We start from the raw sequence: 16,522 nt of genomic DNA, 5'->3' as shown, positions 1-16,522 counted from the left end.
CCGACCTCCTAAGCTCATGCGACGCTAGCGGCTTGGCAAGCGCTGTGTCGTCCCCGCGTCGAAAAGACGGCCCAGTCTTTGCACGGCGCTGCTGTTCGCGGCCGGCCTGCATCTATCATCTTAGATGGCAATTTTGCGCAACGCCCGCGCAAAAGCGACAAAACCAAGTTGTCGATTTCAAATGATGGCAGGAAAAAGGCAGATCCGTCGCGAACGGTCGTGCCGGGTGGGTGCTGCGACGCAGCACGGCGCGGCCGACACCCTAGCGCGGCAGCGCGGCGTGCCGCGGCTCGTTGACCCAGCGCGGAGAATGGCGGGCGTCTAGCGCAAAACCTCGAAGCGCGTCCAGGGCCACGATGGCCGGTCGCGCATGTACCCGTTGAGCCAGTTCCACTGCGGATGGCGTTTCATGAACGCCTGCGCGTCGAATGGCCGCCCGCACGGATGGCCCCAGCGCGCACTGAACGACATATTGCGCGCCATTTCGCTGTCGACCACTTTGCCGTCGTTGGCGCCCCACGGATTGAAGGGTCCGTGATCGGAGCCGCCGAAGCGCGCGTCGTCCAGTTCCAGATGGCCGCAGATGGTGCGCGAGCAGGGGTTGTCGTTGCGGTCGAGATAGACATCGTGATGATCCGCGATCATCTGCTTGGCGAGTTCGACGTCGATCTTGCCGTGATGGATATCCTCCAGTTGCATGAAGCGCAAGCGCCGCGCGCCGTTCTTGCGCACGTCCGTATAGTCCTCGCCTTCGCCGATGCATTCCTGGTTGCGGATCTTCAGATCGGTCGCGGTGTTGTAGCCGCTGTAGAAACCGTCCCTGGTGCTTTCGAAACCGGAATAATGCAGCCCGAGTTCGTAGCGGGCGATCTCGCCGGTTTTGGTGTCGCCGAGCAGCCAGCTGTTCGCGTAGCCGCCGTTATTGGCGATCGCGAACATCTCGCACCAATCGCCGATGCTGTTCGCGTACTGCGACGCGCGCCGCGAGCGGTAGAACTCCGGCGCGCCCGCCGCGTTGTAGCCGACAAAGTTGGAGATGGTGGTTTCGGTCACCATCAGGCCGGCGGCCGTTACCCAGAAATCGGTGAGGCTGGAGATGCAGCCGGGCAGACCCTGCATCAGGATCCGGTTGCCGCGATCCGGCACGATGTCGAACACCACGTTGAACGCGTCGCCCGCGGCGTAGCGGTCCCACGAGTTGTGCGCCATCACGATGCGGCCGTCGCGCGTGGCGTTGCCGGTGGCGATGAACGCGCTGCAATGATGGCCGCGCCGCCCGCGCCACGGTTTCAGCCCGAGCCGCGGTTGCTGCTGCGCGGCGTGGGTCGGCCACCAGCTTTGCAGCAGATCCATGTAGCCGTTCCATGCCAGCACCTCGGCGAACGGCAGCTTCGCGCCGTCGGCGATGCCCTGGATTTCGTCGGCGAATTCGGTGTCGAGTTTGTTGGCGAACTGCGAGACGGCAGCGTTGACGAAGGTGTCGAAGTCTTCGCCGGTGTCCCACTTCGCGAGGTAGCGGGCGGTGCGGATCGCGTTCTGGATTTCAGTGGCGAGCAACTGACCGTGCTGCTCGCCGCGATCATACGGCTCGCCTTCGATATGCAGAAAAATCCAGCCCGCCTGATCGCGGCGCACGGCATCGAGGGACGGTTCGCTCATCTTCGCTCCGATCGAAGGGCGGGCGTCTCGGTGCGCCCGTCTTGGCGTAACGCGCGCTGCGTGCAATCGCCGCAGCGTTTTCCCATTGTAGAGAATCTGGCGGGCTTTGCACGGCTCGCGATGTGTCCGTTGGCGTGGCGCCGCACGGTACGCGCGGCTTGATTGAAGCGCAGGACTAGCGGGTCGGATTCATACGGAAATACGCGTCGAGCAGGGAGGTCTTATAGACCACGCCCGCGAGCGTCGGCTGCGCCGTGCTTTCGATCACCGGCAGCCGCTCGCCCTGGAACGCCAGGAAGTGCTGCAATGCAACGCCGAGCGGCATGTCGGGCGTGAGCACATCGAAATGCGGCTGCAAATAGTCGGCGGCGGTTTTCGCGGCGGTGTCGCGCTCGTCCAGCAGATCGGACGTGATGTCTTTCAGCGCGACCACGCCGAGAAACGCGCCGGACTCGTTGGCAACGTACAGATACTTCACCGGATATTCGAGGAACACGCGCGTCATGTCGTGCACGGTCGCATTGGGCGGCACCACGGTTTCGGCGGGACGGATCAGCTCGCGCATCTGCGTCGCGCGCAACTGCGAGCGTTCCTGTTCCTCGCGATTGCGGCGCAGCGTGATTTCGTACATCGAAGTCTTCGCAATCGCACGCGACACGAAATAGGCGACCACGCACGACAGCATCAGCGGCAGCACGACCTGATAGCTGAGCGTCATTTCGAAGATCATCAGGATCGCCATCAATGGCGCCTGGGTGGCGCCGGCCAGAAACGCGCCCATGCCGACCATCGCATACGCGAACGGCGCCGAGGTGCCGTGCGGCCACAGCGCATGCATGCCCAGCCCGAACAGCGAGCCCACCACCGCGCCGACGAAGAGCGTCGGCGTGAACACGCCGCCGATCGCGCCGGAACCGGCGGTGGCCGCAGTGGCGACGAGCTTGAACACCAGCACGAGGACGAGCGCGCCCCAGGTCCACGGCGAGTGCAGAATCGAGTTGACCACGCTATAGCCATTGCCCCACACCTCGGGCGACCACACCGAGAGAATGCCGACCGCGAGGCCGCCGAGCGCGAGCCGCACCGGCAGCGGCAACGGCAGCTTGCGAAAGCCCGCCTTCGAGACATCGAGTAGCCGCAGGAATTGCGGCGCGGCCGCGCCGCACAGTACGCCGAGCGCGACGAACAACAGCACTTCGACGCCCGTCACCGGCGGGAACACGGGCATCTCGTACGGCGGCTTGTAGCCCGCGAATTCACGCATCGTGATATTGGCGACCACCGCCGCGACCACTACCGGCCCAAAGCTTTCCATCGCGATCGAGCCGAGCACGATTTCGGTGACGAAAAACGCGCCGGCAATCGGCGCGCTATAAGCGGAGGTAATCCCGGCCGCGGCGCCGCACGCGACCAGGAGCCGCAGACGCGGCGGATCGAAATGCACCCAGCGGCCGATCAGCGACGCGGCCAGCGCAGCCAGTTGCACCATCGGACCTTCGCGGCCAATCGAGCCGCCGCTCGAAATCGTGAACAGCGACGACACGCTGCGCCACAAGCTCAGCTTCACCGGCACCACGCCGTCGCCGATCGCGACCGCTTCCATGTAGTCGACGTGATTGCACTTGTCGGCGTAACGCTGCGCGATCAGCAGAAAGACGCCGGCGATCAGGCCGCCCGCGGCCGGCAGCCAGACGCGCACGGTCCACGGCAAGCCGCGCGCCATTTCGACGAAACTGCCGGACTCGCCGGACACCGCGAGTTGCAGCAGCGCGATGCCTTCGCGAAAGAGGAACGTCGCGAACGCACCTGCGACGCCGACCACCACCGACCAGACCAGCATCGTGTGGGCATCGGAAAGGCGGAACAGGCGTTGGGCGCGGGTGCGCAGCTTCAGCAGGAATGAAAGCACGTCGGCAGTAGAGGGCGTGATGGGTGGAGGAAAAGCGCGCGCGGCAGCAGCGTCGCGTCCGCTATCGTAAGCGGGCGCGATGCGGCCGGCGAGCGCAGGCGGGCGGCGCGGATCAAGCCGCCGCCTTGTCGAGTTCGGGGTAGTGCCGGAAGATGCAGGCTTCGTTATGTGCGATGCGCCGGTCGGACTCGAGATACGCGGCGATGTTCGGCCGCGCCATCACCGCGTCGTGCAGCGCGGCGAGGCGCGGATAGTGTTCGCCGAACCGCTTGAGCGCACGTGGAAACGCATACAGCAGGCCGTCGATCAGCTGGAACATCGACAGGTCGACGTAAGTCAGCGCGTCGCCCACCATGAACTGGGCGCCGGCCGGATTCTGCTTGAGCACGCGCTCGAAGTACTTCATGAACTTCGGAATCCGATTGTCGATGAAGTCGTGCGCGCGCAGTTTTGCGGCGTCTTTCTGCTCTTCGTAGTAGAGGCCGGAGGCGAGCGGATGATGCGTGTCGTGCGCTTCGGTGACGACGTCGGCGATCGTCAGTTGCAAGCCGTTGGCGACGTAGCGCAAGTTCTCGACGGCAGGCGCCAGGTTCAGGCGCGGGCCGAGGTAGAACAGGATGTTGGCGGTCTGCGAGATCACCAGATCGCCGTCTTTCAGAAACGGCGGCGCGAACGGCGGATACGGTTCGGCGGCGCTCTTCATCACCGACATCATCGCGCTCGTGCCGAGGCCCTCGGCCTTCTTGCCGCGCGCCACTTCCACATAGTCGGCGCCGGCCTCTTCCAGCGCGAGCCGCACGAATTCGCCGCGGCCTTGCAAGCCGTCCCAATAGTAAAGTTCCAGGCTCATCGGTCGATCCTCACTCCGGTTGCATGAACGGGTTTGCGTGAACGCGTTACGTCAGCAGTGACGTCAGCAGCCAGTATGCCGCGCGAGCATGTCGGATTGTTCTCCTGAATGCGCAAAACCCCGCGCGCGGCGGGGTGGGTTGGCAGACAAGGGCGGCTTAACCGAACAGGCGCTGGACAGTCCACGTGATCCCCAGTCCACCGGCAGTCAGCCACACGTACAGGATCAGTCCTGTGGTCAACGCGCGAGGCCCGGCCTGACGGATCTGCGAGATGCGGGTTTCGATGCCGAGCGCGGTCATGGCCATCGTCAGCGCGAAGGTGTCGAGCGTATTCAGCGTGTTCGTCGCGGTGTCGGGCAACACATGCAGCGAATTGACCACGACGAAGGCGAGGAAGCCGAGTGCGAACCAGGGAATCGCCAGCTTGCGCGGTGCGTGCCGTGCGCCGTCGTGTGCCGTCGCTGAAGTGGATGCCGATGTGCGGCGCGCCGAGCGGTTCACCCACATGCCGATCGCCAGCAGCACCGGCACCAGCAGCATCACGCGGGTCATCTTGACGATGGTCGCGACATGGGTCGCTTCCGGGCTCACATTGCTGGCTGCGCCGACCACCTGCGCGACTTCATGAATCGTGCCGCCGAAAAAGAGGCCCGCGCCGACCGTGTCGAGATGCAGCCAGCCTGCCTTGAACAGCACCGGGTAGAGGAACATCGACAGCGTGCCGAACAGCACCACGCTGCCGACCGCCATGGCGCTCTTGTGCGGCTTCGATTGCAGCGTCGATTCGAAGGCGAGCACGGCCGCCGCACCGCAGATCGCGCTGCCCGCCGCGGTCAGGAGCGCCGTGTCGCGATCGAGCTTCATGGTCTTCATGCCGACCCACGTGCCGATGACAAGGGTGCTCACCACGATCAGCACCGATTCCGCGAGGCCAGGCAGACCGACCTGGGCGATTTCCTGCAAGCTCACGCGCAGGCCGAAGAACGCGACGGCGATGCGCAGCAGCTTGCGCGCCGAGAAGTTGACGCCGGCCGCCCAGCTTGCGGGCATGCCGTCGCGCAGCGCGTTGCCATAGACGGCGCCCGCCACGATGCCGACGATCAACGGACTCAAACCCAGACCGGCGATGGCTGGAATCGACGCGATACGGGTCACGGCGGCGGCGAACAGCGCAACGAACAGGATGCCGTTGAGTTGGCCGCGGGTCGAAGACTCGGTCGATGCGGTAGTGGCGGTGAGATGAGCGGTGGACATGGTGTAGTGCCCTTCTGTGACTGTCGTGATTCGATGGGCCTAATCCTAAATTAGATATATCGATATGAAAAATCATGATTTAGAATGTAAAGTATCGGATGGACTGATACATTAACCATCATGACCCCGGATCAACTTATAACATTCGCCACTGTCGCCGAGCATCGCAATATCAGCCGGGCCGCGGTCGCGTTGCATCTGTCGCAGCCGGCGGTGTCCGGGCAATTGCGGCAGTTGCAGGACGAATTCGGCGAGCCGCTGTACCAGCGCGACGGCCGCGGCGTGCGGCTCACGCCCGCCGGCGAGCAACTCGCCAGCTACGCCACGCGGCTGCGCGACACGTGGCGCCAGGCGCACGCGTACCGCGACGCGTTGCGCGGCATGGAGCAGGGCACCTTGCGCATCGGCGCGAGCACCACGCCGGCCAGTTATCTGCTGCCCTACCTGATTGCCGACTTTCATCGCCGCTATCCGGACGTGTCGTTGCATACCGCGGACGGCAACACCACGGAAATCGTCGGCGCGCTCGATTCGGTCGACATCGCGCTGATCGAAGGGCCGGTCGGCTCGGATCTGCCGCCGGACACCGCGGTGCACGCGTGGCGCGAGGACGAGATCGTCGCGATCATGCCGCGCACGCATCCTCTCGCGCAGCTGGGCGGCGCGACCGGCGAGGGCGGCGAGGGCGGTCGGGTGGAGCTGGCGGCGTTCGGCGCACATCCGCTGGTGTTGCGCGAAGCCGGCTCCGGCGTGCGGCAGATCGTCGAGCGCGCGTTTGCGCGGGCCGGCGTGCCGATGCGCGTGGCGCTGGAAATTGCCGGGGTCGAAGGCGTCAAGGAAGCGGTGCGAGCGGGCATGGGCATCGGCTTCGTCTCGGCGATGTCGATGCGGCATGAAGACGGCGCGCTGTGCCTGTTCTCGCTGAGCCCCGAGCCGTTGACGCGGCGGCTGTCGATTCTGGTGCCGCACGCGAGCGCACCCTCGCGGGTGTTGCAGCAGTTTCTCGCGCTGTGTCTGGCGGACGGGGCCTGATCGCCGGGCCTCGGGCGTTCCTGCTCGGCGTCACTCGGCGTCCCACGCTGGCCCAAGGCTCGCGACCAAGGCTGGCGACCAAGGCCGACGGCCCAATCCGGCGTCCCAAGCTAGCCGCACAGGCTGGCGCCTGGGGATTTCCACTATGGTGCACTCCTATCGCCTCGGCGCACCATTCGCACATCAAAGCGCAATGGCGCTTTTTTTAGATCGCGATTTGGAACCGGTTCCATACGCCGAAACGAAAACAAGGCTGGGTAAATTCGACATGGCTGACATGGCTGATGTGGTGATTGTCGCAAGTGCATTCGGGATGGACGCGGTTCGCGCCGGCGGCCACGCGAAGTGGACGAGCGTGAGCGCGGCGGCTGGCGCCGGCGGTTTCGAGGTGCGCCGCGAGTTGTTCGCGAGCGATGCCGACGCCTCGGTTGAAGCGCTGCGCTCGCTGGGCAACGCAATGGCGAAACTCGGCTTGTGGTCGGTTTACTCGACGCCAGAGTGCCTCTACACGCCCGAAGGCGTGCTCGATGTCTACGCCTTGCGTCTCGCCTTGATCGAGGCCACGGCACTCGGCGCGCGTTTTGTGAAATTGCAACTCGGCGGCTTTGCCGCGCATGCGAATGCCGCGGCGATCGCTGCCTGCGTGCGCGGGATGAGCCCGCGGCTCGTCGTCGAAAACGGCCAGTTGGAACAGGGCGGTTCGCTCGCGCAATTCGTCGGCCTGTTCGATGCGTTGGCGCGCGAAGGACACGCCGGCGTGCTCGGCATGACGTTCGACGTCGGCAACTGGTTGTGGCGCGGTGTCGCGCCGCTCGACGCCGCGCAGCAACTTGCGGCGCATGTCGAATACGTTCATTGCAAGACGATGAACGGCGAGGGCACGCGCCGCTTAGCGAGCGCGCCGGCCGCGGACGACGCGCAGTTCGCGGCGGTGCTCGCCAGCTTGCCGCCCCATGTGCCGCGCGCCATCGAGTTTCCCTTCGATGCCACGCGCATCGAGGCCGACGCGGCGCATTACGTCGCGTGGCTGGCCGCTGCTTGAGTGGCTCGTAGAACCGGAGGGAACGACAAAAGACAAGTAGTAAAAGACACACAGTAAAAAAACACGCAGCGGAAGAGAGCACAGCAGAAGAGAGCACAGCAGAAGAGAGCACAGCAGACGAGAACCCGCAGCAGAAGAACGCAGGAGCAGGCATGAACGAGACAACCCGGATTCCCGCAGCACTCGACGTCGTCACCTACGGCGAAGCGATGGCCATGTTCGTGGCCGCCGAAACCGGCCCGCTCGCCGGCGTCGGGCAGTTCACGAAGCGTGTCGCGGGCGCCGATCTGAACGTGGCGATTGGTCTTGCGCGGCTCGGTTTCAGGGTCGGCTGGATGAGCCGTGTCGGCAACGATTCGTTCGGCCAGTACGTGCGCGACACCCTGAGCAAAGAAGGTATCGACCAGCGCTGCGTCACCACCGACGAGCGCTACCCAACCGGCTTCCAGTTGAAGTCGAAATGCGACGACGGCAGCGATCCGGCGATCGAATACTTCCGCAAGGGCTCGGCCGCGAGCCACCTGTCGCTGGCCGACTACGCAGCGGATTACGTGCTGTCCGCGCGTCACCTGCATCTGACCGGCGTGGCGCCGGCGATCTCGGCAAGCTCGCGTGAACTCGCGTTTCATCTGGCGCGTGAAATGCGCGCGGCCGGTAAGACGATTTCGTTCGATCCGAACCTTCGCCCGACGCTCTGGCCGTCGCGCGCCGCGATGATCGAAGGTCTGAATGCGCTGGCGGCGTTGGCCGACTGGGTGCTGCCGGGCATCGGCGAAGGCGAGATTCTGACCGGCTACACGAAGCCGGACGACATTGCGCGTTTCTATCTCGACCACGGCGCGCGCGGCGTGATCATCAAGCTCGGCGCGCAAGGCGCGTACTTCCGTACCGCCGACGACGCCGGCGTGGTCGTGTGCAAGCCGGTCGCGAAAGTGGTGGATACGGTGGGCGCGGGCGACGGTTTCGCCGTCGGCGTGATCAGCGCGCTGCTCGAAGGCAGGCCGCTGCCGCAAGCGGTGGCGCGCGGCAACCGGATCGGCGGGCTGGCGATTCAGGTGATCGGCGACTCCGAAGGCCTGCCGAGCCGCGCGGAACTCGACGCGCTGGAACTCTGCGATGCGAAGGCACTTGCCGATCCATCGCCGATTGTGACCGCAGCCTGACCGTCCGGCGGCGCACGCAACGAATTCGATAACGACAAGAGCGCTCGGACAGCGCCCCCAAACCCCTCATCATTGATTCGGGCAGCAGTAAGGAGACACCCATGACTTCATCGCTTGCGATTCGCCGTTGGTGGACGATCATGCCGATCGTATTCATCACCTATAGCCTCGCTTATCTCGACCGCGCGAACTACGGTTTTGCGTCGGCCGCCGGCATCAATCAGGATCTCGGCATCAGCAAAGGGCTGTCGTCGCTGATCGGCGCGCTGTTCTTTCTCGGCTATTTCTTCTTCCAGATTCCGGGCGCGATCTACGCGGAACGGCGCAGCGTCAAGAAACTGGTGTTCTGGAGCCTGATCCTGTGGGGCGGCTGCGCGGCGCTGACCGGGATGGTCAGCAATATTCCGTCGCTGATGGTGATCCGCTTCGTGCTCGGCGTGGTCGAAGCCGCGGTGATGCCCGCGATGCTGATCTTCATCAGCAACTGGTTCACGAGGCGCGAGCGCTCGCGCGCCAACACCTTCCTGATTCTCGGCAATCCGGTGACGGTGCTGTGGATGTCGGTGGTGTCCGGCTATCTGGTGCACTCGTTTGGCTGGCGTCACATGTTCATCGCCGAGGGCGCGCCCGCGATCCTGTGGGCCGTGTGCTGGTGGTTCATCGTGAAGGATAAGCCGCAGCAGGTGTCGTGGCTCACGCAGCAGCAAAAGGACGATCTCGCCGAAACGCTGCGCGCCGAACAGGCTGCGATCAAGCCGGTGCGCAACTACAGCGAAGCGTTCCGCACACCCGCGGTGATCAAGCTGTGCGCGCAATATTTTTGCTGGAGCATCGGCGTGTATGGTTTCGTGCTGTGGCTGCCGTCGATCCTGAAGAACGGTTCGACGCTCGGCATGGTCGAAACCGGCTGGCTCTCGGCGCTGCCGTATCTGGCTGCGACGATCGCGATGCTTGCCGCGTCGTGGGCATCGGATAAACTCAACCGCCGCAAAGTGTTCGTGTGGCCGTTCCTGCTGATCGGCGCGGCGGCGTTCGCGGCGTCGTACGCGCTCGGCTCGACGCACTTCTGGATCTCGTACGCGCTGCTGGTGATCGCCGGCGCCGCGATGTACGCGCCGTACGGACCGTTCTTCGCGATCGTGCCGGAGTTGCTGCCGAAGAACGTCGCGGGCGGCGCGATGGCGCTGATCAACAGCATGGGGGCGCTCGGTTCGTTCGTCGGCTCGTACGTGGTCGGCTATCTGAATGGCGCGACGGGCTCGCCTGCGGCATCCTATGCGTTCATGAGCGCGGCGCTGGTGGCCGCGGTGATCCTGACGCTGATCGTCAAACCGCAGCCGCAGCCGTTGACTGCGCCCGTGCTCGCTACACCGTTGCAAGGAAAATAAGCTGATGAGGAAAATCGTTGCCTGGAAGGCGCTGCCCGAAGACGTGCTCGCGTATCTGCAACAGCATGCGCAAGTCGTGCAGGTCGACCCCGCCCAGCACGACACGTTCGTCGCCGCGTTGAAAGACGCGGATGGCGGCATCGGTTCGAGCGTGAAGATCACGCCGGCGATGCTCGAAGGCGCGACCCGGCTGAGGGCATTGTCGACCGTGTCGGTGGGCTTCGACCAGTTCGACGTCGCCGATCTGACGCGCCGCGGCATCCTGCTTGCGCACACACCGGACGTGCTGACCGAATCCACCGCCGATACGGTGTTCTCGCTGATCCTCGCGTCGGCGCGCCGGGTGGTCGAACTCGCGCAGTGGGTGAAGGCGGGCAACTGGCAGCGCAGCATCGGACCGGCGCTGTTCGGCGTGGATGTGCAGGGCAAGACGCTCGGCATCATCGGGTTGGGACGGATCGGCAGCGCGGTCGCGCGCCGCGCGGCGCTCGGTTTCAACATGAAGGTGCTGTACACGAACCGGGCCGCGAACCTGCAGGCGGAACAGGCGTACGGCGCGCGGCGCGTCGAGTTGCCGGAGCTGCTCGCGAGCGCGGACTTCGTCTGTCTGCAAGTGCCGTTGACGCCCGAGACGAGGCACCTGATCGGCGCGGCGGAGCTCGAGTCGATGAAGAAGAGCGCGATTCTCATCAATGCATCGCGCGGCGCCACGGTCGATGAAAAGGCGCTGATCGAGGCGCTGCAAAACGGCACCATCCTCGGCGCGGGTCTCGACGTGTTCGAGACAGAACCGCTGCCGGCCGATTCGCCGCTGCTGAACATGCCGAACGTGGTCGCGCTGCCGCACATCGGCTCGGCGACCCACGAAACCCGCCATGCGATGGCGCGCAACGCTGCGGAAAATCTCGTCGCCGCGCTCGACGGCACGCTCGCCACCCATATCGTCAACCGCGAAGTTTTGGGTCGATGAGACGCATAGGAGTGACGCGCACATGAGCACGACACCCGTTGCCATCCCGCGCCGCGCGACCATCACCGACGTCGCGCGCGAAGCCGGTACCGGCAAGACCAGCATCTCGCGCTATCTGAACGGCGAGATGAGTGTGCTGTCGCCGGAGTTGCGCGCGCGCATCGAGGCGGCGATCGAACGGCTCGACTATCAGCCGAACCAGATGGCGCGCGGCCTCAAGCGTGGCCGCAACCGGCTGATCGGCATGCTGCTCGCCGACCTGACCAATCCGTACACGGTCGAAGTGCTGCAAGGCGTCGAAGCGGCGTGCCACGCGCTCGGGCTGATGCCGCTGATCTGCCACGCGGCCAACGAAGTCGAAATGGAGCGGCGCTATCTGCAGCTGCTGACCACCTATCGCGTGGAAGGCGTCATCGTCAACGCGCTCGGCGTGCGGGAAGAAACGCTGCGGCCGGTGGGCGGCGGCGGGATTCCGGCGGTGCTGGTCGACCGTATGGTGGACGGCCTCGTCGCCGACATGGTCGGGTTGGACAACCGCGCGGCGGTCGAGCTCGGTACGCGGCATCTGCTTGACAACGGCTTCGACGAGATCTGGTTTGTCGTGCAGCCGTTCGAACAGGTCAGCTCGCGGCAACTGCGCGAGGCGGCGTTCCGCGAGGTGATGAGCGGCCAACAAGCACCAGGCGGGAAGGGTGGGAAGGGCGGCGCGCGAGGCCATACGCTGGTGCTGAATCTTGCCGATCCTGCGGCGCTCGAGCGCAGTCTCGCCGAGCTGGATCACGCGCTGGACGCGGCGGCGAGCGATGGCGGCCGTGCGTGCAAGCCGGGCCGCGTCGCCTTGTTCGCGGCCAATGCGCCGGTCGCGTTGCGCCTCGCGCTGCATCTGAAAGCGCGTTACGGCGCGGACTGGCAAGCCCGCGTCGCGCTGTTGTCGATCGACGACCCGGAGTGGGCCGAATTGACCGGCATCACGACGATCCGCCAGCCGACCTACGAGATCGGCTACCGCGCGGTCGAGTTCCTGCATGAGCGCATCGAGGGTGTCCAGACCACGGCGCGCGACTGCCTGCTGCCAGGCGAATTGATCGTCCGCGCCTCGACTTTGCGCTGACTTCGCGCTCATCTGCGATCATGCGGGCTGCGGCGCGCAGCGGGTGCGCCGGTCATCGCAAGGAAACTCATGGTTGTTGCACCGCTTACCCTCTCGTGCCTCGCCCTCGCGACGCTGTTGGTCGCCGCCTTACCGTTCATTCTGTATCGCCGTCTACGCCGGCCGCTCGGGCTGAACCCGCGCGACGCGATTGTCGGCATCGCCGTGTTCGCGCTATTCGCGATGGTGATCGAGCGCGCGCTGAACGACTACCTGCTGCTTCGGAACGAGGCGACGGCCACCTTCCTGTCGAATCCGCTGGCATTCGTGATGTACGGCGCGCTGGTCGCGGGTATCTGCGAGGAAGTGGGGCGTTTCATCGGCATGCGCCTGATGCTCAGACGCGCGGCCGCAAGACCGGCATCCGTTGCGGCATCCGCTGCCGAAGTCGCGGGCGACGGCAGCGCGCTCACTTACGGCCTTGGCCACGGCGGCGCCGAAGCGTGGCTCGTCGGCGTGCTGATACAGGTGCAGTGGATCCTGTTCGCAGTCTTCGAAAATCGCGGCGCGCTCGACGGTTACCTGAACAATCTGCCGGCCGACTCGCTGATGCGCATTCACCTGATTCTTGCCAGTCTGAGCCCGCAGACGGCCGGCATTTTCGCGCTCGAACGGGTGGCCGCCCTGGTGTTCCAGATCGGTCTGTCGGTGTTGATGTGGCGCGGCGTGCGGGCGGGCTGGCGAGGTATCCTGCCGCTGGCAATCGTTCTGCACGCGCTGGTCGACGTGCCCGCCGCGCTATTCCAGGCGAACCTCGTGCCGCTCGCGGCGGTCGACGGAGCGTACGCGCTGGGGGCGCTCGTCGTCGCCGGCTTGGTCGTCAAAGTGTTCCGGCGGCCGGCCTTGGCAGCGTGATTACGCTGTCGCGTCGATCGCTGCGCGTATCATCGACGAATTTCTAATCTTCGACCCCTCATGGAAGCTTACCAATACGACTGCGCGAATCCCGAGTTCGAGGAACTGGCGCGCGTCATCAGCGATCTGTTCCCCGAGCAGACCCAGTTCGTGCAGCGCCCCGCCGACGAAGGCACTCCGACGCTGGCGATTCACTGGGTCGCCATGCGTTTCGGCGCGGCCGCGCGCCGCATCGTGATGAACGTGGTGATCGCGCCGGCCGCGTGGGCGCGCTATCGTGCGTTGCCGGCGCGGCTGCGCGGCCGGAGTTTCGCGGTGCTGCGGGCGTATGTCGAAGCGAGCATCGGCTCGCTCGAAGAGCAGTACGCGAACGGCGAGACGGTGCCGCGCGAGGTCACCGTAGATTTGGGGGATGAGTTTGCTTGACGGGGGAGCGTTGATTGACGCTCGCGGGCGTCAGTCCGCGCGCCGATAGACTTTCGCGAAGCGCGCGGCCTGCACCACGCCGTAGTCGCCGGGTGCGTATTGCATGATCCAGTCGCCGGCTGCGCCTTGCAGTACGTCGCCGCCGTCTGCCGAGCGGGCGAGCGAGAACGCTTCATTCATCTGCTTGGCCAACACGACCGCCGGACGGTTCCGGTAAGCGCCCGGCTCGCCGTGCGCGAGCGCGCCATCCGCCGGTACGTATTTGGCGTCGAAGCGTTCGCGCGACACTACCCAGCGGTCGCCTGTCGAGCCTGTAATCAGCGCATCGCCGCGAGCATAACGGTTCGGGCCTTCGAGGCTCATCAATTCGCCTTCGGCGGCGGCGAATTCCACACCGACGATTTCGTTTTTGACGACGCGTTGAGTGGCTGCGTCGGTACGCAGGTCGAGGTTTTTGAGTTCGGTCATGAAGCGAGTGGGTGAGGGTGTTGGAAAGACAGCGTCAGGGCCATGCGCTCATGCGCTGATGAGCCCGAGTACTCGCATCATGCCAGATCGATTCGGGGATTGAGGTTTTTCGACGCTGCCCGCGCAAACCTCAATCCGCGCGCAAACCCCAACCCTTAAGACTGCGCACCTGCATCATCAGCCGGCGTCTGCTTGCCGGCACCCTTGCCGTGATGCCGATGCCCACCACCCATCGCGCCGCCAGGCTGACGGAACGTCACGTCAGCAAGCTTCTTCTGATCCGGCGAAAAGCTGCTATACAGCGGATCAAACGCGTCGACCAGTTTTTTCATGCCGTCCGCATGAGCCTGCGCGATAGTCGCGTACTGCTTCATATCGTCCACCGCGGACAGGTTCGTGGCAGCCTTGCGTCGCTCAAACAGCTGGCCCATCGTCTGGCCGTTGTTGCGCATGACATCGGCGAACGCGTTCCATTGCGGTTCCTGCGCTGAAGTGATCTTCAACTGCGTGTGCAGATAAGCGATACGGTCTTCGACATTGCGCTCGTGGCCCGCTTTAGCAGCGGATACCGAAGCGGCGGCGCTCACCGGTGCCGAAGCGGGCGCGGAAGTTTGTGCGAATGCGCCGCTCATGGCGAGTGCGCAGGCCAGCGTAACCAGTGTTTTTTTCATCGGAACTCCTGTTGTCTGTTCGTATCGGGACAAGGCGCGCAAGGCGGGTGGCACGCTGCGCGTCAACCCTCGGGCGATCCAGGGCGGGCGGCTGACCGCTTCGCCGTCGCCGCTATTAGTATCACGATATCCCTACAATGCGGCTCTTGTGCGACAAACGCTTACAACCGAAACGAACAGGAAATAGCCGGTGGATAAATTCGTCAGCATGGAAATCTTCGTCGCGGTGGTCGATGCCGGCAGCCTGACGGCAGCGGCCGAGCGTTTCGACATTTCGTCGGCGATGGTGGGCAAACACATCCGCTCGCTCGAAACCCGGCTCGCGACGCGGCTGCTCACGCGTACCACGCGCCGTCAAAGCCTGACGGAGATCGGCCGTCAGTATTACGATCAGTGCAAGCGGATTCTGGCGGACGTGAAGGAGGCGGAGTCGCTCGCCGAGGCGATGGCGGCCGCGCCGCGCGGCGTGCTCAAAGTGACGGCGCCGCTGACCTACGGCGTCGAAGTATTCGCTCCGGCGATGACCGATTATCTGACCGCGTGGCCGGACGTGATCCTCGAACTGGATTTGTCGAATCGCGTGATCGATCTGGTGGAGGAGGGTTTCGATGCGTCGGTGCGAATCGGCCATCTGCCGGATTCGAGTTTTGTCGCGCGGCCGTTGAAGCCGTACCGGATGCGCGCGTGCGCGTCGCCGGCGTATCTGCAGCGCGCCGGCACGCCGCGCACACCGGCCGACCTTGCGCGGCACGAGTGCCTGGGTTTTCTCGACTGGGGCCGCGAGGGCTTGTGGCGGCTCGGCGGCGAAACCGCCGACGAAAACCCGCTGCGCGCCGGGCGGTTTCGGGCGAACAACGGCCAGGCGCTGAAGGTCGCCGCGTTGCGCGGCTTCGGTCTGGTGCTGCAGCCCGAAGCGCTGCTCGCCAAGGAGATTGCCAGCGGCGAGCTGGTGTCCGTGCTCGAGGACTATCTGCCAGACGGCGCGCCCGTCCATCTGATCTACCCGCGCGATCGCCGGGCGACGCCCAAGCTCACCACCTTCATCGATTTCGTGATCGAGCGGTTCGGCGTGTGAGCGCGCGGCTTGCCGCTGCTTGCCACTGCTTGCTGTTCGCTGCTTCTTTGCGCGCCGCGCGATGCGGAAGACGCGCGATAATCCGCTCCATTACCGACCAACTTCTTCTGCCCTCGATGAGACCTCCGCGCCTCGACCAACTCGACGACCTCGACCGCAACCTCGTTGCGCTGCTGCAAGCCAACGCCCGCGAAAGCGTCGCCAATCTCGCGCGCCAGCTGGACGTGGCGCGTACCACCGTGATCGCGCGCATCGCGCGGCTCGAACGCAGCAACGTGATCGCAGGCTATAGCGTGCGGCTCGGCCAGGACGTGCTCGACTCGAGCATCTATGCGTACGTCGGCATCATCATCGCGCCGAAGTTTGGGCCGGCGGTGCAGAAGCGCCTCGGCAAGATGCCCGAGGTGCAGCTGCTATGCGCAGTGAGCGGCGAGTTCGACTATGTCGCGTGGCTGCGCGCCGATTCGCCCGACCGGCTCAACGATCTGCTCGACCAGATCGGCGGCCTCGAAGGTGTAGAGCGGACGACGACCTCGATCATTCTGGCGCGCAAGATCGATCGGGGGATGGTGTGACCGGAGGGGTCCGGCTTTTACACCGTTTTAACGT

General features: G+C 65.0%; 16 protein-coding genes. 10 read left to right on the top strand and 6 right to left on the bottom strand.

All coding sequences use genetic code 11. The features are described 5' to 3' along the window. Positions 1-321: 321 nt before the first annotated feature. The 4 genes from DLM46_RS12070 to DLM46_RS12055 all read right to left on the bottom strand — a co-directional run bounded on the left by DLM46_RS12070 (position 322) and on the right by DLM46_RS12055 (position 5,673). The gene (locus DLM46_RS12070) at positions 322-1,659 is read right to left on the bottom strand and encodes a C45 family autoproteolytic acyltransferase/hydrolase (protein WP_115101005.1); all 1,338 of its coding nucleotides are present in this window, start codon (positions 1,657-1,659) and stop codon (positions 322-324) included. A gap of 175 nt (positions 1,660-1,834) precedes the next feature. Continuing rightward, the gene (locus DLM46_RS12065; protein ID WP_115101004.1) at positions 1,835-3,568 is read right to left on the bottom strand and encodes a ClcB-like voltage-gated chloride channel protein; all 1,734 of its coding nucleotides are present in this window, start codon (positions 3,566-3,568) and stop codon (positions 1,835-1,837) included. A 112-nt stretch (positions 3,569-3,680) separates the two neighbouring features. After that, complete coding sequence (locus tag DLM46_RS12060) at positions 3,681-4,418, bottom strand: glutathione S-transferase (protein WP_115101003.1); 738 nt, start codon at positions 4,416-4,418, stop codon at positions 3,681-3,683. Between the two features lie 157 nt (positions 4,419-4,575). Continuing rightward, a complete protein-coding gene (locus DLM46_RS12055) occupies positions 4,576-5,673 on the bottom strand; it encodes a YeiH family protein (RefSeq protein ID WP_115101002.1) in 1,098 nt (365 codons plus the stop codon). A gap of 120 nt (positions 5,674-5,793) precedes the next feature. On the opposite strand from DLM46_RS12055, the gene DLM46_RS12050 reads away from it, so the two are divergent. From DLM46_RS12050 to DLM46_RS12015, 8 genes are all read left to right on the top strand, one after another. After that, positions 5,794-6,705 (top strand): LysR family transcriptional regulator, encoded by a 912-nt coding sequence (locus DLM46_RS12050; protein ID WP_115101001.1) that lies wholly within the window; start codon positions 5,794-5,796, stop codon positions 6,703-6,705. 268 nt (positions 6,706-6,973) lie between these two features. Continuing rightward, positions 6,974-7,747 carry a sugar phosphate isomerase/epimerase gene (locus tag DLM46_RS12045; protein WP_208866266.1) on the top strand — a complete coding sequence of 258 codons (774 nt, stop codon included), beginning with the start codon at positions 6,974-6,976 and terminating at the stop codon, positions 7,745-7,747. A gap of 152 nt (positions 7,748-7,899) precedes the next feature. Then, positions 7,900-8,910: a sugar kinase gene (locus DLM46_RS12040; RefSeq protein WP_115101000.1), complete on the top strand. Its 1,011-nt coding sequence runs from the start codon at positions 7,900-7,902 to the stop codon at positions 8,908-8,910. Positions 8,911-9,011: 101 nt separating this feature from the next. Continuing rightward, complete coding sequence (locus DLM46_RS12035) at positions 9,012-10,298, top strand: MFS transporter (protein WP_115100999.1); 1,287 nt, start codon at positions 9,012-9,014, stop codon at positions 10,296-10,298. Positions 10,299-10,302: 4 nt separating this feature from the next. Further along, a complete protein-coding gene (locus DLM46_RS12030; RefSeq protein WP_115100998.1) occupies positions 10,303-11,268 on the top strand; it encodes a 2-hydroxyacid dehydrogenase in 966 nt (321 codons plus the stop codon). 22 nt (positions 11,269-11,290) lie between these two features. After that, positions 11,291-12,379, top strand: coding sequence for a LacI family DNA-binding transcriptional regulator (locus tag DLM46_RS12025; protein WP_115100997.1), 1,089 nt, complete (start codon positions 11,291-11,293; stop codon positions 12,377-12,379). Between the two features lie 69 nt (positions 12,380-12,448). Beyond that, on the top strand, positions 12,449-13,273 hold the full coding sequence (locus DLM46_RS12020) for a YhfC family intramembrane metalloprotease (protein ID WP_115100996.1): 825 nt from the start codon (positions 12,449-12,451) through the stop codon (positions 13,271-13,273). A gap of 60 nt (positions 13,274-13,333) precedes the next feature. Then, entirely contained in the window at positions 13,334-13,699 is a 366-nt protein-coding gene (locus DLM46_RS12015) for a DUF3022 domain-containing protein (protein ID WP_115100995.1), read from the top strand. Positions 13,700-13,729: 30 nt separating this feature from the next. Here the strand turns inward: DLM46_RS12015 and DLM46_RS12010 are convergent, their stop codons facing one another. Both DLM46_RS12010 and DLM46_RS12005 read right to left on the bottom strand, forming a co-directional pair. Then, the gene (locus DLM46_RS12010; RefSeq protein WP_115100994.1) at positions 13,730-14,167 is read right to left on the bottom strand and encodes a PGDYG domain-containing protein; all 438 of its coding nucleotides are present in this window, start codon (positions 14,165-14,167) and stop codon (positions 13,730-13,732) included. A 155-nt stretch (positions 14,168-14,322) separates the two neighbouring features. Then, positions 14,323-14,838 carry a Spy/CpxP family protein refolding chaperone gene (locus DLM46_RS12005; protein WP_115100993.1) on the bottom strand — a complete coding sequence of 172 codons (516 nt, stop codon included), beginning with the start codon at positions 14,836-14,838 and terminating at the stop codon, positions 14,323-14,325. 190 nt (positions 14,839-15,028) lie between these two features. On the opposite strand from DLM46_RS12005, the gene DLM46_RS12000 reads away from it, so the two are divergent. Further along, positions 15,029-15,913 (top strand): LysR family transcriptional regulator, encoded by an 885-nt coding sequence (locus DLM46_RS12000; protein WP_115100992.1) that lies wholly within the window; start codon positions 15,029-15,031, stop codon positions 15,911-15,913. Positions 15,914-16,029: 116 nt separating this feature from the next. Further along, the gene (locus DLM46_RS11995; RefSeq protein ID WP_115100991.1) at positions 16,030-16,488 is read left to right on the top strand and encodes an Lrp/AsnC family transcriptional regulator; all 459 of its coding nucleotides are present in this window, start codon (positions 16,030-16,032) and stop codon (positions 16,486-16,488) included. Positions 16,489-16,522 lie beyond the last annotated feature (34 nt).

The sequence above is a fragment of the Paraburkholderia lacunae genome, assembly GCF_003353175.1.
GTDB classification, from domain to species: Bacteria; Pseudomonadota; Gammaproteobacteria; order Burkholderiales; family Burkholderiaceae; genus Paraburkholderia; species Paraburkholderia lacunae.
Note: the sequence above shows the minus strand (reverse complement) of the source record. Positions and strands in the feature narration are given on the sequence as shown.

What these genes read in the sequence shown, in the direction of transcription:
- DLM46_RS12005 (WP_115100993.1), bottom strand. Translation starts at nt 14,838, where the DNA reads ATGAAAAAAACACTGGTTACGCTGGCCTGCGCACTCGCCATGAGCGGC.
- DLM46_RS12060 (WP_115101003.1), bottom strand. Translation starts at nt 4,418, where the DNA reads ATGAGCCTGGAACTTTACTATTGGGACGGCTTGCAAGGCCGCGGCGAA.
- DLM46_RS11995 (WP_115100991.1), top strand. Translation starts at nt 16,030, where the DNA reads ATGAGACCTCCGCGCCTCGACCAACTCGACGACCTCGACCGCAACCTC.
- DLM46_RS12030 (WP_115100998.1), top strand. Translation starts at nt 10,303, where the DNA reads ATGAGGAAAATCGTTGCCTGGAAGGCGCTGCCCGAAGACGTGCTCGCG.
- DLM46_RS12070 (WP_115101005.1), bottom strand. Translation starts at nt 1,659, where the DNA reads ATGAGCGAACCGTCCCTCGATGCCGTGCGCCGCGATCAGGCGGGCTGG.
- DLM46_RS12050 (WP_115101001.1), top strand. Translation starts at nt 5,794, where the DNA reads ATGACCCCGGATCAACTTATAACATTCGCCACTGTCGCCGAGCATCGC.
- DLM46_RS12040 (WP_115101000.1), top strand. Translation starts at nt 7,900, where the DNA reads ATGAACGAGACAACCCGGATTCCCGCAGCACTCGACGTCGTCACCTAC.
- DLM46_RS12055 (WP_115101002.1), bottom strand. Translation starts at nt 5,673, where the DNA reads ATGTCCACCGCTCATCTCACCGCCACTACCGCATCGACCGAGTCTTCG.
- DLM46_RS12025 (WP_115100997.1), top strand. Translation starts at nt 11,291, where the DNA reads ATGAGCACGACACCCGTTGCCATCCCGCGCCGCGCGACCATCACCGAC.
- DLM46_RS12010 (WP_115100994.1), bottom strand. Translation starts at nt 14,167, where the DNA reads ATGACCGAACTCAAAAACCTCGACCTGCGTACCGACGCAGCCACTCAA.
- DLM46_RS12045 (WP_208866266.1), top strand. Translation starts at nt 6,974, where the DNA reads ATGGCTGACATGGCTGATGTGGTGATTGTCGCAAGTGCATTCGGGATG.
- DLM46_RS12015 (WP_115100995.1), top strand. Translation starts at nt 13,334, where the DNA reads ATGGAAGCTTACCAATACGACTGCGCGAATCCCGAGTTCGAGGAACTG.
- DLM46_RS12035 (WP_115100999.1), top strand. Translation starts at nt 9,012, where the DNA reads ATGACTTCATCGCTTGCGATTCGCCGTTGGTGGACGATCATGCCGATC.
- DLM46_RS12020 (WP_115100996.1), top strand. Translation starts at nt 12,449, where the DNA reads ATGGTTGTTGCACCGCTTACCCTCTCGTGCCTCGCCCTCGCGACGCTG.